The organism is Herbiconiux sp., from assembly GCF_023264855.1.
In the GTDB taxonomy this organism is placed as follows: domain Bacteria; phylum Actinomycetota; class Actinomycetes; order Actinomycetales; family Microbacteriaceae; genus Herbiconiux.
Map to the genome: position 1 here is coordinate 23,670 of NZ_JAHFUW010000016.1, position 13,920 is coordinate 37,589.

Sequence of the window (13,920 nt, forward strand, 5' to 3'; positions counted from 1 at the left end):
GGCGATCGTGCGCCTATCCTCCGCAAATTAATCGAGCTTTCATCAGGTGTTTCTGATAGAATCTCAGTATGCAAATAGCCGCTCGATTCCAAGGGATCGCCGCCGATCTCCGTGGTGACGCGGGCGAGAAGGATGCCGCGATGGCGGGGCTCGGTGACGAGGATCTGCTCGAGGTCATGGCCGCAATTGAGGCGGCCGGGCGGGCGCTCTCGGCCTGGCAGATTCGGGTTGCCGGGGAGGTCGGGGTGCGGTCCCGTAGCGAGCTCGGTGATGAGGGGTTGAGCCGATCGCAGAACTTCACCAGCCCGGTCAAGCTCGTCTCGACCGTCACCGGCACGTCGGCGCGGGAGAGCAAGTCACGCCTCGAGATCGGGCGCAGACTTCGCGGCACCGTACTTTTGGGTGGCGGCGAAGGTCCGGCCCCGTTCCCGGCCGTAGCCCAGGCCCTCGACGAAGGCTCCCTCGGGGCTGAGACGGCATCGATCATCGCCAGCCGCTGCGCCGAACTCGCAGAGCGCGGATGCGCCCCCGATGTCGTGGCCAGCGCCGAGCAGACCCTCGTCGACGAAACCATCACGAACCATCTCACTGCCGATCAGACCTCCAGGCTCACCACCCATCTTCGTGAGGTCATCGACCCCGATGGGGCCGAGCCTCGGGATGAGCGGCTCCAGCAGCAGCGCTCGCTCACCATCGGCCAGGCCAGTGACGGCATGATCCGCGGCCGGTTCGCGCTAACGCCCGAGCAGGGCAGTGTGTGGTTGGCGAGCATCCAAGCGATGCAGAGCCCCCGCATCGCAGGTTCACCCTCTAGTGGGCCGCGGTTCCTGACCGAAGACGAATACGTGGCGCAGACCGCCACCGCTGACATCCATTCGCAGGTGCAGAAGAACGCCGACACGATCACCGAACTCATCGCCCGCGCCGCCGGCGCCCCCGATATGCCCCGCCTCAACGGCGCCACCACCACCCTCAACGTCCACATCACCCTCGACAACCTCGAAACAGGGCGCGGCGTCGGGTGGATCGACGGCATCAACGAACCCGTCCCCGCCTCCACGATCGCGCAGTTGCGCTGCAGCTCCCCCACCGCCGTAACACTCTTCAACGACCGCGGCGCGGTGCTCTACCACGGCAAAACAGAACGGCTCTTCACTCCGGCCCAGAACCGGGCGCTCGCAGCGCGAGACGGCGGATGCGTCTGGCCCGACTGCGACCGACCACCGTCGTTTTGCGAAACACACCACGCCAACGAATGGGTTTCCGCCGATCATCCACCGGGTCGTACCGATATCGACAACGGCGTGCTGCTCTGTCACTTCCATCACTCGCACCTGCACAAGTCATCCTGGAAACTCACCATGCAATCGGGGGTGCCGCACCTCATCCCACCTCGCTGGATCGACATCGAGCAGACACCGATCCCGACCACCCGCCGACGCACCACCCACCGCCCAGCCGCCTGATCACGCGCGCTCGCCTTTGAGAACCGGGCACGGTCATCGTGGGCAAGCGCGAAGCGCGCGGCAGCAACCTGCCAAGCCAAGCCTCCGGACACCGAACCGTACGAGGCTGCCGCGCGCTTCGCGCTTGCCGACGATGGTCATGGCTGGGTCGACAAAAGCCTGCTCGCATCTGGGTCAGTTGAGATTCGCCAGAGTTCGATGAGGTCGGCTACTAAGCACGCAACGTCGTCGAACGGAACCTCGCCGCCGTGACGCAACAGCGGGCCATCGCGACCCGCTGGGCCAAACTCGCCTCCGCCCAACGTTGAGGCGCCATTTTCCGAGCCATCACCGTCTGCTCCCGAGCACCAGGGGACTCGCCTTCGGCCACCTCGGATCGCAAAATACGCACGACCTCACTCCGAGGCAGCCGCCTGGGGAGACTTCGCGGAGAGTCAAGACGTGTGCCGTCGGTGACAAGCAGGGGGCGCGAGGCCGTCCCTACTGTGAACCAGAACCACAGCTCCCGCAGCTGAGCAGTGCCGATGCGCGACACCGAGGTCGCGCACGGAATCCCGAGAGGTAACGCACATGCGAAACATGAAGCGCACTATCGTCTTCGCGGCGATCACCGCGAGCAGCGCCCTGGTGCTGGCCGGATGCTCCGGCAGCAACGCCGACGAATCCACCGCGACCGGCGACCCCATCGTCGTCGCCTCGGTCAACGCGCTGAGCGGCGCCGCGACCTTCCCCGAGGCCTCCGCCGCGGCGCAGGCCGTGTTCGACGAGTTCAACGCGGCGGGCGGCCTGGACGGCCGGCCGATCGAGTACACCGCCCTCGACGACAAGGGCGACCCCTCGGCAGCGTCCTCCGCCGCTCGCGACGCGGTCGAGAGCACCAACGCCGTCGCCCTCGTGGGCTCGGCCAGCCTGCTCGACTGCGAGGTCAACGCCGACTACTACGAGCAGAGCGGCATCGTCTCGGTGCAGGGCACCGGCGTCGACCCGTTCTGCTTCAGCACCCCGAACATCTCGCCCACGAACGCGGGCCCCTACCTCGACACGCAGCTGACCCTGAGCTACGGATCGGAGACGCTCGGCCTCAAGAAGATCTGCGGCCTGCTCGAGATCGCCGGCTCCACCCGGGCGGCCTACCAGGAGGCCTTCGACAACTGGACCGCGGCCACCGGCAAGGACTTCGCGATGCTCGACGACACCGTGCCGTACGGCGGATCCGACTACACGCCCTACGTGATCAAGGCCAAGGAGGCCGGCTGCGACGCCATCTACAGCAACGGCGTCGAGCCGGATGCCGCGGGCGTGCTGAAGGCGGCCGAGGCGCAGGGCATGACCGACATGACCTTCCTCTTCCTCACCTCGGCCTACTCGGCGCAGTTCGCCGAGGCGGCGAGCTTCGTGGGCAAGGGCGTGTACGTTCCGGCCGAGTTCGCTCCGTACACCGACGAGTCGAACGAGGCGAACAGCGACTGGCGGGCGCTGATGGAGAAGCACGACGTACCGCTGACCTCGTTCGCGCAGGGCGGCTACCTCGCGGCGAACAACTTCATCGAGATGCTCAAGAGCATGGACGGCGACATCACCCGCGAGACCGTCACGGCGGCGTTCAAGGCCCAGACCGAAGGCTACGAGACCCCGATGGCGGGTACCCCGTGGCTGTTCGGTCCCGATGACGCGCACTCCTCCAACACGGCCGGCTGGCCCATCGTGATCGAGCCCGGAGCGACCACCTGGTCGAACGCGGCCGACACCTGGGTGACCGCCGAGTCGTTCGCGAAGTAAGGCGTCGAGCTCAGATGCTTCAGGGAGCACTGGCGGGGCTGGCGGCGGGCGGCGTGTATGCCGTGATCGCCGTCTGCCTCACCCTCATGGCGCAGTTGGTGAAGGTCATCAACTTCTCGCAAGCCGCGATCGGCATGTTCGGCGCGTTCATCGCCGTGATGTTCGCCGAAGCGGATGTCCCGCAGGGGCTCGCCGTCTTCCTCGGCATCCTCTGCGGGGTGGTGCTCTCGGGGCTGATCGGCTGGATCATCGCCACCTGGCTGCCCGAGGCATCCATCAGCGCCCGCTCGGCGGTGACGGTGGCCTCGCTGCTGCTGCTGATCTCGATGTCGTACATCCTGTTCGGCACCAAGCCGAAGACCTTCCGGGCGATCTTCCCGGGCCCCGCCTTCGAGGTCGGCGGGGTGGTCGTCAGCCAGGTGACCGTCGTGATGGTGGCGCTGGCCATCGTGGTGGCGATCGCCGCGAAGGTGGTGCTCTCCAAGACCGGAGTCGGCACGACCCTCCGGGCGATCGCCGACCGGCCGGTGGCCGCCGAGCTGATGGGCGTTCCGGTGAAGCCGTTCGCCATCGGCGTCTGGCTGGTCACCGGCCTGATCGTGGCGGTGGCCATCGCCATCGTCGCCCCCACCCAGACCAGCGACGCGGCCTCGCTCTCGCTGCTGGTCATCCCGGCCTCGGCCGCGGCCCTGGTCGGCGGCTTCCGCCGGCTCGACCTCGCCGTGATCGGCGGTCTCGGGCTCGGGATGCTGCAGGGGGCCACCGCCCAGTTCCCCGAGCTGTCGCTCGTGCGCGACTGGATCCCGCTCGTGCTCATCGTCGTCTTCCTTCTCTGGAACCAGCGCAAGGAGGTGTGGGATGCCGCTCGTTGACACGCTCTTCCGCTCCCGCCGGATCTCGCCCCTCGTCTTCGGCGTCGTCGCCGTGCTGGTGGCGTTCGCGCTCAGCGCGCTGTTGCCGACCTACCTCGTGTATCTCGCGATCACCGCCATCGTGGCGACGATCGCGCTGCTCGGCCTCGGCATCGTCACCGGCACCGCGGGCATGATCGCGCTCTGCCAGCTCACCTTCGCCGCCGTCGGCGCCTGGATCGTCTCGCTCTTCACCGTGCTCGACGTGCCGGGAGGCTACATCCTGTGGCTCGTCGCGGGCGGGGTCGTGGCCGGTCTCGCCGGTGTGGTGATCGGTCTGCCGGCGCTGCGGCTGCGGGGCGTGAACCTCGCCGTGGTGACGCTCGGCTTCGCGGCGGCGGCGGATGCGACCCTTCTGAAGACCCAGTTCCCCGGCGCTCCGCAGGGCACGAAGGTGCCGCGACCCGAGGGCTTTCTCGATGACCGCGGGTTCTTCTTCTTCTGCGCGATCGTGCTCGTGGTGATCGCGGTGGCGGTGCACTACCTGCAGCGCAGCCGGTTCGGCAGCGGATGGCGCTCGGTCGCGTTCTCCGAGCGCGGCACCGCCTCGGCGGGCACCAGCGTGCGGCTCGCCAAGCTCTCGGCCTTCGCCGTGAGCGCCGCGATCGCGGGCATCGCGGGCGGCCTGATCGCGGGCCAGGTGGGCACCGCGTACCCGGCCGGATTCAGCACCATCCAGTCGCTCGCGCTCTACGTGCTGGCGATCGTCTCGGGCGCGTACCTGATCGAGATGGCGGTATTCGGCGGCATCCTCTGGGTGCTCATCCCGGAGCTGCTGAAGCGCTTCGGGATCCCTCAGGACTGGGGCTTCGTGGTGTTCGGCGCGCTCGGCATCCAGGCGCTCACCACCAACTCGAACCTGGGTCAGGATCTGCGCAACGCCCTCACGAAGCGGCGGCACCGGCGCGGTGCGGGCACCTCGACCGGGCTCGTGCCGCTGAGCGACGAGGCGTTCGAGGCGAGCCTCCAGGCGTCGGGGTCCGGCTCGGGGTCGGGCAAGCCGCTGCTGACGGTCACCGGCCTCTCGGTGTCGTTCGGGCAGGTGAAGGCGCTGCAGAACGTCGATCTCACGGTCGACGAGGGCGCGATCGTCGGACTGATCGGCCCGAACGGCGCCGGCAAGTCGACGTTCGTGGATGCGGTCGCCGGCTTCCTGCCCCAGCACGAGGGAACCGTGCGGCTGGGCGGCGATGCGCTCGACGGGCTGCCCCCACACAAGCGGGCGCGTCTCGGCCTTCGCCGCACCTTCCAGCAGGACCGCGTGCCGCCGAGCCTCACCGTGGGCGACTACGTGGCGTTCATCGCGCGCGGCGAGGCCGAGCCGGTGGCGATCGCCGAGGTGCTGGCGTTCATCGGCTGCCCGCCGGCCTCGACCCGCATCGTGAACGTCGACGTGGGCACGCGCAGGCTCGTGGAGGTGGCGGCGAACCTCGCCGCGAAGCCCCGGCTGCTCGTGCTCGACGAGCCCGCTGCGGGTCTCTCGCACGAGGAGCACGTGGCGTTCGGTCAGCGGCTGCGGATGATCCCGGCGCGCTACGGCACGAGCATCCTGATCATCGAGCACGACCTCGATCTGGTGCGCAGCGTCTGCTCGAGCATCACGGTGCTGAACTTCGGCGCGGTGCTCGCGAGCGGCTCGCAGGAGACGGTGATGAACGACCCCGAGGTACTGAAGGCCTACATGGGCGAGACGGAGATGCTGTGAACACGCACGCAGACGTGACCGCCGGGGCCGGAGCATCCGGAACCCTGGTGCTCGACGACCTCACGGTGAGCCGCGGCATCGGCCCCGTCATCTCGCATGTCTCGCTCGCGGTGGTGCCCGGCTCCATCACCGCGGTGGTGGGCCCGAACGGCGCCGGCAAGACGAGCCTGCTCGAGTCGATCTCGGGGGTGATCCAGGCGGGCTCCGGATCGGCCGTCTTCGACGGCGTCGACATCACCAAGCTCTCCCGGCGCCGCCGCGCGAAGCTCGGCATCGTGCACGTCGAGCAGGGGCGAGCGATCTTCCCCTCGCTCACCGTGCGCGAGAACCTGCAGCTGGCCTCGCGCGACGCATCCGTCGTTCAGAGCACCCTGGAGTACTTCCCCGAGCTCGAGAAGCGCCTCGACTCGGCGACCGCGCTGCTCTCCGGTGGCGAGCAGCAGATGGTGGTGCTCGCCCGGGCGTTCGCCGCGCGCCCGAAGGTGCTGCTGATCGACGAGATGTCGCTCGGCCTCGCGCCCGTGGTGTTCCTCCGGCTGCTGCCGATCGTGCAGCAGTTCGCGGCCACCGGTGTGGGTGTGCTGCTGGTGGAGCAGTTCGCGCAGCTCGCGCTCGGCATCTCGACGGATGCCCTGGTCATCACGAGCGGCCGCGTCAGCTACGCGGGCCCCGCCTCCCGCCTGCTGGACGAGCCCGACACGCTCCGCAAGGCGTACCTGGGGTAGCGGGGGTTAGGTTGAGGGCATGTCCACAGATGCCCCCGCCGCCGTGTCTCCCGAAGCGCTCGACGATCTCCGGCAGCGTCTGGAACGGTACCGCCCGGCCCCGGTGGCAGCTGCTCCGGGATGGTCGAGGGGCGTTCCGCCGGAGTACCTGGCCGAGCTCGTCGAGTACTGGTGCACCGAGTACGACTGGCGGGCGCATGAAGAGCGCATCCGCAGCTACCCCTGGGTCGTCGCCGGCCGGGAGCGGCCGCTGCGGGCCATCCATCAGCGGGTGGGTCCGGATGCCCCGACCGTGGTGCTGCTGCACGGCTGGCCCGACTCGATCCTGCGTTTCGAGCGGATCCTGCCGCAGCTGCAGGACGTGAACCTGGTGGTGCCCGCGCTGCCGGGCTTCCCGTTCGCCCATCCGGTGCCCGAGCGCGGCCTCGGGTCGGAGGCGATGGCCTCGGTCGTCGGAGAGGCGCTGGCCGACCTGGGGTACGACCGGTACATCCTGTCGGCCGGTGACATCGGCTGCGACGTGGCCGAGGCGCTCGCCGCCGAACGGCGCGACGAGGTGGCCGCCCTGCACCTGACCGATGTGTCGCAGCTGCACTATCTGCAGAATCCGCCCACCGATCTCGACCCGGCCGAGCAGGCCTACGTGCAGCACGGTGCGCGCTGGCAGGCGGCCGAGGGCGGCTACATGCACGAGCAGTCCACCAAGCTGCAGACCCTCGCCGCCTCTCTCGGCGACTCGCCCGCGGGGCTGGCGGCCTGGATCCTGGAGAAGCTGCACGGCTGGACCGACTGCGACGGCGACGTGGAGTCGATCTTCCCGAAGGACGACCTGCTGACCTGGATCTCGTCGTACTGGTTCGAGAACTGCATCGGCACGTCGTTCTCGCCCTATGCCGAAGGCTCGGCGATGGCCTGGGAGCCGATCACCGCCCCGACGGCGTTCACGGTCTTCCCGAAAGACCTGGTGAACGCCCCGCGTGCGTTCGCCGAGCGCTTCTTCGCGGTGCAGCACTGGCAGGAGTTCGAACGGGGAGGTCACTTTGCGGCCTTCGAACGCCCGGGCGACTACCTCACCGGGGTGCGCGCAGCCATCGGTCTCGCGGGCTGAGGCATCACGCCGACTGCGGGTCGACCAGCATTTTCGGGCCGGGGCCCGCGTCGGCTGGGCGCTCGCCGGACAGCACGGCACCGACCGCCGACAGGCCGACCGTCGCACCGATGAGCGGGCGCGGGTCGATGGCGCCGGCGGCGAAGAGGTCGATCGCGGCGCTCATACTCGGGGAACCGCTCAGCACGCCCACGGCCGTGACGTCCTTCAGGGTCAGGTTCCGGGTGTCGACGAGGCTCGGCGTGCTCGCGAGCCCGATGTAGACCACCCGGCCGGCGGGCTCCACGAGCTCGAGCGCCTTCGCCGGGAGCGCGGGGCCGTTCGAGGCGTCGATGACCGCGCCGAACGGCAGATCCGGCAGCTCGTCGGCGGTCCAGACCCCGTCGAAACCGAGCGTGCGGGCGAACTCGAGGGATCGCTCCGAGCGGCCCATCAGGTGCACCTCGGCTCCCTGCGCCCGGGCGAACATCGCCGCGAGCAGGCCGATGGTGCCGGCGCCGAGCACGAGGGTGCGATCGCCCTCGGTGAGTGCCGCGCCCCAGACCGCGCGCAGGGCGTTGCCGCCGGGCTCGACGAGAGCGCCCAGGTCGGGGTCGAGCTCGTCGGGAAGCGGATGGATGGCCCGCGCGGGCATCGCGAGCTGCTCGGCGAGGGCACCCGGGAAGCCTCCGCGCACGCCCACCTCGAAGCGGAACTCGCACACGTGCTGGTGGCCGCCCAGGCAGCGGCGGCAGGTTCCGCAGCCGAGCATGGTGTCGCCGGTCACGCGGCGCCCGAGCAGCGCAGCATCCGCCCCCTCGCCGACGGCGGTGACCGTGCCGCTCCACTCGTGGCCGAGGCGCAGCGGATACTCCGCCAGCCCGTTGTGCAGGAACGGCATCTGCCCGCTGTAGAACGCGGCGTCGGTGCCGCAGACGCCCACCCGTTCGACGTCGATCACGACGTTCCCGGCCGTCGCGGCCGGTGCCTCCACATCCTGCACGGCGCCCTCGCCGGGCCCGGTGATCACGTACGCCCTCATGCTCCACATCGTAGGGGCGGATGCCGGTCAGCGGGGGGTGTCGGCCCAGAAGCGCAGTTCGCCCTCGTGGTTGATGCCGTCGGCGACGCCGCCATTACGGCGCACGACCTCGAGCGAGGCGGCGTTGTCCGGCGCGACGGTAAGCAGCGCCCGCTCGATGCCCAGGTCGGCGCAGCGTGCGAGGGCGTCGTGCAGCATCCGTGTGGCGTGCCCCTGGCGCTGCCACGGGTAGACCACGTGGTATCCGATGTGCCCGCCGCCCTCGTCGTCGGTCAGCCGGTGCCGGATGACGAGCGAGCCGAGGTAGTACTCGCCCGAGGTGTACCAGAAGAGCTCCGACGGAACGCCCCACCGCTCCCGCACGCCGGTGCGCTCGGCCACGAACGCGTCGAAGTCGCGACTGGCCTCGCGCAGCCACGCGGTGTCCTCCCCGCGGTGCAGCATGTCGGCCTGCTCGCCGACGAGGTAAGAGGTCTTCACCGAGGTCGACGGCGGAAGCAGTGCGGGCGGCAGCGTGAGTTCGATCATGCGCAGAGGCTAGCGGAGGTCGATGTGTGTACACAATAACGCTAAGTGCTACCATGTACACATGGACAGTGTGAAGAGCGAGATCACCACGCGCGAGCTGCGCAGTCAGCTCTCTGACGTGCTCGGGCGCACGATGTACGCCGGGGAGCGCATCGGGGTGACTCGCAACGGCAAGCTCGCTGCGGTGCTCGTCAGCGTCGCCGATCTGGAGGCGCTGGAAGAATTCGAGATGGCGCAAGACGTCGCGGCCTATCGTGAGGCCAAGGCGACGGATGACGGCACTCGAGTGCCTCTAGCTGAACTGCGGGCCGACCTGGCTTCGTGAGCTACGAGGTCGAATTCACCGGAGCCGCCGCCCGGCAGATCAGAAAGCTTCCGCGTCCGGCTCGGGACCGCGTGCTCGATGCGATCGACGACCTGGGAGACGATCCGCGTCCTCACGGGGCCAAGAAGCTGGTCGGAGAACAGACGGCCTGGCGTATCCGCGTCGGTGACTACCGGGTCATCTACGACGTGCTCGATGACGAGTTGGTCGTCTCGGTCGTTCGGGCAGCCCACCGTCGTGAGGTCTACGACCGCTGACAGGCGAGGCGCAACCGATGTCGACCCGTCACGGTGTGCCGCTATTCGTGGGTCATAGCGGCACACCGTGACGGGTGGGCGGCGCGGGGCGCGCGGGGGTCAGTGCACGCGGCGGGCGGCGAAGTAGGTGCGGGCGACTCTGAGGGTGTGCAGGGCGGTGGGGGGCACCTCGAAGGGGTCGTGGTCGAGGGTGATGAGGTCGGCCGACTTGCCGACCGCGAGCGAACCGGTCTCGGCGCCGAGGCCCATGGCCGTGGCGGCCGAGAGGGTGAACACCGCGAGGGCGTCCTCGAGCGAGATGGCCTGCTCGGGCCAGAGGGTTCCGGATGCGCGGCCCAGAGGGTCGGCGCGCGTCACCAGTCTCTCGATCCCCTCCCACGGGTTCGGCGACTCGCTCACCGGCCAGTCGGATCCGCCGGCCACCAGCGCTCCCGAGTCGAGCAGCGCGCGATTGGGCTGCATCCGCTCGGCCCGGCCGGCGGGCAGCACCGCGGCGATGGCATCCGGGATCACGCCCGGGAACCAGATGAACGGCGAGATGTCGGCGGCCACGTCGAGGGCGGCGAAGCGCGCGATGTCGGCGTCGGAGACGAACTGGCCGTGGGCGATCTGGTACCGCGCGGTCACGCCCTCCGCGCGCAGCCGCTCGACCACGTCGAGCACCTGCCGGGCCGAAGCGTCGCCCGTGCAGTGGATCTTCGCCGAGAGCCCGCGCGCGGCCGTGCGGCGCAGCCAGTCGTACAACTCGTCCGGATCCATCGTGCTGTGCCCGTGGAAGTGATCGCCGTGGGCGTCGTCGGGCAGGTACGGCTCGAGGAAGGCGCCCGTGCGCGCCGGCGGCACCCCGTCGAGGAAGATCTTCACGAAGTCGGGGCGGTGGTGGGCGCTGCGGAAGGCCTCCGCGCGCTCGATCAGCTCGTCGCCGATGGGGGAGAAGCCGAAGATCTCGTCGTTCACGAGCACCGAGCTGACCACCCAGGCATCCAGCTCCCCGTCGTCGTCGAGACCCTTGAGAGCGGCGAGGATGTCGAGCGAGGCCGCCGCATCCTGAAACGCCGTCACGCCGAAGCCCGACAGCATCTCGACGCCCTTCTTCGAGCTCGCGCGGTGCTGGGCGGCATCGAGGCCGCCGGCGCGGGCCTGCGCCTCGGCGACCGGGATGCCGGCCGCCTCGAGCAGCACGCCGGTGAGCGCGCCGGTCGACGGATCGCGGAGCGCGACTCCGCCGCCCTCCGGCACGAAGTCGTCTCCGATGCCGGCCAGCGCCAGCGCGCGGGAGCTCACCCAGCGGTTGTGCCGGCTGTCGTCGGCGAGCATCACGGCCCGCCCGCCCGCGGCGTCGTCCAGGCGGCGGAGCGCATCTCGGGTCGCGAGCTCGTCGAGCAGGGTGCTGCCCCACGCGCCGCCCACGACCCAGTCGTCGGCCCCGAGGGTCGACGCGTGCCCGCGCACCGCGTCGAGCAACTCGTCGAGAGAGGCCGTCGGCGAGACCTCGAGCTCGAACAGGGCGCTGCGCCCGGCCAGGGCGTGGTGGTTGTGCACGTCGACGAAGCCGGGCATGGCGAACGCGCCCCCGAGGTCGACGAGCTCGATCTGCGGATCGGGCGCACCGGCATCCTGAACCCACGCGTCGACCGCCGCGCGCACCTCGGCCTCGCCGCCGAGCGCGAGGATGCGGCCGTCGGCCGTGCTCGCCGCCACGCACTCGACGAAGCGCTCGCCGCCCGGGTGCCCGGTGAAGATGCGTCCGTTCGTGAACAGGCGAACGGCGAGCACGGGCGCGCTCACGACGCGGCCTCCACCCCGCCGAACTGCTCGGGCGAGAACCCCTCCGGATGCACGGTGGTGGACAGCAGCCGCCCGTGCGCCCCGAACGTGAAGTGCACGTACCCCGCGCCCGATCCGTCGAGCCCGAAGAGCGCACCGTGCGAGCGCAGGGCTTGCGCGCTGCGGTGGTCGGCGATCGTCACCGAGGCGCAGGGAATGACCTTCTCGCGCCACGCGAACAGGTAGATACCGGGGCGGATCTGCCAGACCGTGTTGGCATCCGTATCGGCGAGTCCGCGCTCGGGGCCCGCCAGGCACTGCCAGGTGTACCACTCGGGCGAGAGGTAGAGGTGCTCGTAGGCGTGCTCGGGGCTGTAGACCCAGAAGGCGCGCCGGCCGATCAACTCGGTCGACGGATGCGGGGCCGCCGGGGTGGCCGGGCCGGCCGGCGACGCCACCTCCTCCAGGCGCCCGGGCGCGACGATCTGCTGCACCCGCGGCACCTGGCCCTCGGGCCCGACGATGCTGATCACCGTGAGCACCTCGCCCGAGCGCAGATCGAGCACCATCGACACCGCCTCCTCGGGCAGGTACTCGTGGTGGAACTGCACGTACACCAGCTCGTCGTCGACGTCGAAGGCCTCGTAGTCGTCGCTGTGGGCGGCGGCCGCGATGGGGTCGCCCTCGCCGGGCCGGTACTCCCAGTCGACACGGGAGTCGCCGAAGCGGTGCACGATCCGCGTGCCGCGCGGGTCGGTCACCGTGAGGGTGCGGCCGGCCAGAACCGACGACAGAGGCGCGCGGTTGGCGTCGAAGCCGGGCGCGAGCCCGTCCAGCGGCAACCAGGTGGAGGTGTCGGACGGGTTCAGTGCCGTGCTCATCAGTAGTGCAGCCAGACCGACTTGACCTCGGTGTAGGCGTCGATCGCCCACGGCCCCATCTCGCGGCCCCAGCCGGAGGCCTTGTACCCGCCCCAGGGAGCGGCCATGTCGGGGATGGGCGGCATGTTCACGAACACGGCGCCGGCCTTGATGCCGTTGGCCAGCCGCTGGGAGGTGGCGATGTCCTGCGTCCAGATGGTGGCGGCCAGGCCGTACTGCGAGTCGTTGGCACGGGCGATCAGCGCGTCGAGCTCGTCGGCGTCGTCGTAGGTGGTGACGGCCAGCACCGGGCCGAAGATCTCTTCGCGGATGATGGTCATCTCATCCGTCACCCCGGTGAACAGGGTGGGCTCGAAGAAGTAGCCGTTCTCGCCGGTGCGGTTGCCGCCCGTGACGAGGGAGGCGCCCTCGTCGACGCCGGTGCGCACGAGGCGCTCGACGTGGCCGATGTGCTTCTCGGAGACCAGCGGGCCGAGCTGGCTCGACTCGTCCAGGCCCGAACCGAGGGTGAGGCCGGAGAGGCCGCCGGACAGCTTGTCGACGAACTCCTGCTCGCGCTTCTTGTCGACGTAGAACCGGGTGTACGCGGCGCAGACCTGGCCGCTGTTGAGGGTGCCGCCCATCAGGTTGCCGCCCACGGCCGCGTCGATGTTCGCGTCGGCCGCGATGATGCTCGGCGCCTTGCCGCCGAGTTCGAGGGTGAGGCGTTTGAGGTTCGAGTCGGCGCTGGCCTTGGTGATGATGCGGCCGACGGCGGTCGACCCGGTGTACGAGAGGTGGTCGACGTCCATGTGGCTGGAGAGCAGGGCGCCCACATCGCCGCCACCGGTGACCAGGTTGATGACGCCGGCCGGGAAGCCAACCTCTTCGGCCAGCTGCACCAGACGGATGCTGGTGAGCGGCGTGACCTCGCTGGGCTTGATCACCACGGTGTTGCCGGTGGCCAGCGCGGGGGCGAGCTTCCAGGCGAGGATCATCAGCGGGAAGTTCCAGGGCGTGACCAGCGCGTTCACGCCCACCGGCTCGCGCCGCGTGTAGTGCAGGGTGTCGGGGAAGGAGACCGGGTTCGTGGTGCCCTGGATCTTCGTGACCCAGCCCGCGTAGTAGCGGAAGTGCTCGGCGGCGCCCGCCACGCTCACGCTGCGCGAGATGCCGAGCGGCTGACCCTGGTCGAGCGTCTCGAGGCGGGCGAGATCTTCGGCGTGGGCCTCGATGGCGTCGGCGAGCTTGAACAGCAGGTGCGCGCGCTGCACCGGCAGGAGGCCCGCCCACTCCTGCTTCGACAGAGCGGCCCGTGCTGCGGCGACGGCGGCGTCGACATCGGCCTCGGAGGCGTTGCCGACCTCCTCGATCGCGTTCGCGGTGGCCGGGTCGATCGTCTCGAAGCTCCCGCCGGTGGCGTCCTGCCAGCTTCCGTCGATGTACAGGCTCTTCGCCATGGTCTGCT

Annotated in this window: 13 protein-coding genes; 8 read left to right on the top strand and 5 right to left on the bottom strand. The window is 69.9% G+C overall.

What is annotated here, in order from left to right; all coding sequences use genetic code 11:
* The first annotated feature begins 68 nt into the window (after positions 1 to 68).
* The 6 genes from Q0D75_RS08615 (at position 69) to Q0D75_RS08640 (ending at position 7,694) form a co-directional block, all read left to right on the top strand.
* Positions 69 to 1,466 carry an HNH endonuclease signature motif containing protein gene (locus tag Q0D75_RS08615; protein WP_291051848.1) on the top strand — a complete coding sequence of 466 codons (1,398 nt, stop codon included), beginning with the start codon at positions 69 to 71 and terminating at the stop codon, positions 1,464 to 1,466.
* Between the two features lie 579 nt (positions 1,467 to 2,045).
* Positions 2,046 to 3,245, top strand: a complete 1,200-nt coding sequence (locus Q0D75_RS08620; protein WP_291051851.1) for an ABC transporter substrate-binding protein — start codon at positions 2,046 to 2,048, stop codon at positions 3,243 to 3,245.
* A 14-nt stretch (positions 3,246 to 3,259) separates the two neighbouring features.
* On the top strand, positions 3,260 to 4,117 hold the full coding sequence (locus Q0D75_RS08625; protein WP_291051854.1) for a branched-chain amino acid ABC transporter permease: 858 nt from the start codon (positions 3,260 to 3,262) through the stop codon (positions 4,115 to 4,117).
* Positions 4,104 to 5,861, top strand: coding sequence for an ATP-binding cassette domain-containing protein (locus tag Q0D75_RS08630; protein ID WP_291051856.1), 1,758 nt, complete (start codon positions 4,104 to 4,106; stop codon positions 5,859 to 5,861). Before Q0D75_RS08625 ends, Q0D75_RS08630 begins: the two co-directional genes overlap by 14 nt.
* The gene (locus Q0D75_RS08635; protein WP_291051859.1) at positions 5,858 to 6,586 is read left to right on the top strand and encodes an ATP-binding cassette domain-containing protein; all 729 of its coding nucleotides are present in this window, start codon (positions 5,858 to 5,860) and stop codon (positions 6,584 to 6,586) included. The genes Q0D75_RS08630 and Q0D75_RS08635 overlap by 4 nt, the downstream gene beginning before the upstream one ends.
* Positions 6,587 to 6,605: 19 nt before the next feature.
* A complete protein-coding gene (locus Q0D75_RS08640) occupies positions 6,606 to 7,694 on the top strand; it encodes an epoxide hydrolase (RefSeq protein WP_291051861.1) in 1,089 nt (362 codons plus the stop codon).
* Positions 7,695 to 7,698: 4 nt separating this feature from the next.
* Here Q0D75_RS08640 and Q0D75_RS08645 read toward each other — a convergent pair whose 3' ends face one another.
* Positions 7,699 to 8,715 (bottom strand): alcohol dehydrogenase catalytic domain-containing protein, encoded by a 1,017-nt coding sequence (locus Q0D75_RS08645; RefSeq protein WP_291051864.1) that lies wholly within the window; start codon positions 8,713 to 8,715, stop codon positions 7,699 to 7,701.
* Between the two features lie 27 nt (positions 8,716 to 8,742).
* Entirely contained in the window at positions 8,743 to 9,243 is a 501-nt protein-coding gene (locus Q0D75_RS08650) for a GNAT family N-acetyltransferase (protein WP_291051866.1), read from the bottom strand.
* Between the two features lie 61 nt (positions 9,244 to 9,304).
* Between Q0D75_RS08650 and Q0D75_RS08655 the strand changes: the two genes are divergently transcribed.
* Together Q0D75_RS08655 and Q0D75_RS08660 are read left to right on the top strand one after the other, a co-directional pair.
* Positions 9,305 to 9,568: a type II toxin-antitoxin system Phd/YefM family antitoxin gene (locus Q0D75_RS08655; RefSeq protein WP_291051869.1), complete on the top strand. Its 264-nt coding sequence runs from the start codon at positions 9,305 to 9,307 to the stop codon at positions 9,566 to 9,568.
* Positions 9,565 to 9,825, top strand: coding sequence for a type II toxin-antitoxin system RelE/ParE family toxin (locus Q0D75_RS08660; RefSeq protein WP_291051871.1), 261 nt, complete (start codon positions 9,565 to 9,567; stop codon positions 9,823 to 9,825). The genes Q0D75_RS08655 and Q0D75_RS08660 overlap by 4 nt, the downstream gene beginning before the upstream one ends.
* 99 nt (positions 9,826 to 9,924) lie before the next feature.
* Here the strand turns inward: Q0D75_RS08660 and Q0D75_RS08665 are convergent, their stop codons facing one another.
* Genes Q0D75_RS08665 through Q0D75_RS08675 form a run of 3 tightly spaced genes read right to left on the bottom strand, consistent with a single transcriptional unit; the run spans position 9,925 to position 13,912 of the window.
* Positions 9,925 to 11,613 carry an amidohydrolase gene (locus Q0D75_RS08665; RefSeq protein ID WP_291051873.1) on the bottom strand — a complete coding sequence of 563 codons (1,689 nt, stop codon included), beginning with the start codon at positions 11,611 to 11,613 and terminating at the stop codon, positions 9,925 to 9,927.
* Positions 11,610 to 12,473, bottom strand: a complete 864-nt coding sequence (locus tag Q0D75_RS08670) for a molybdenum cofactor biosynthesis F family protein (protein ID WP_291051876.1) — start codon at positions 12,471 to 12,473, stop codon at positions 11,610 to 11,612. The genes Q0D75_RS08665 and Q0D75_RS08670 overlap by 4 nt, the downstream gene beginning before the upstream one ends.
* A complete protein-coding gene (locus Q0D75_RS08675) occupies positions 12,473 to 13,912 on the bottom strand; it encodes an aldehyde dehydrogenase family protein (protein WP_291051879.1) in 1,440 nt (479 codons plus the stop codon). The genes Q0D75_RS08670 and Q0D75_RS08675 overlap by 1 nt, the downstream gene beginning before the upstream one ends.
* Between the last annotated feature and the right edge of the window lie 8 nt (positions 13,913 to 13,920).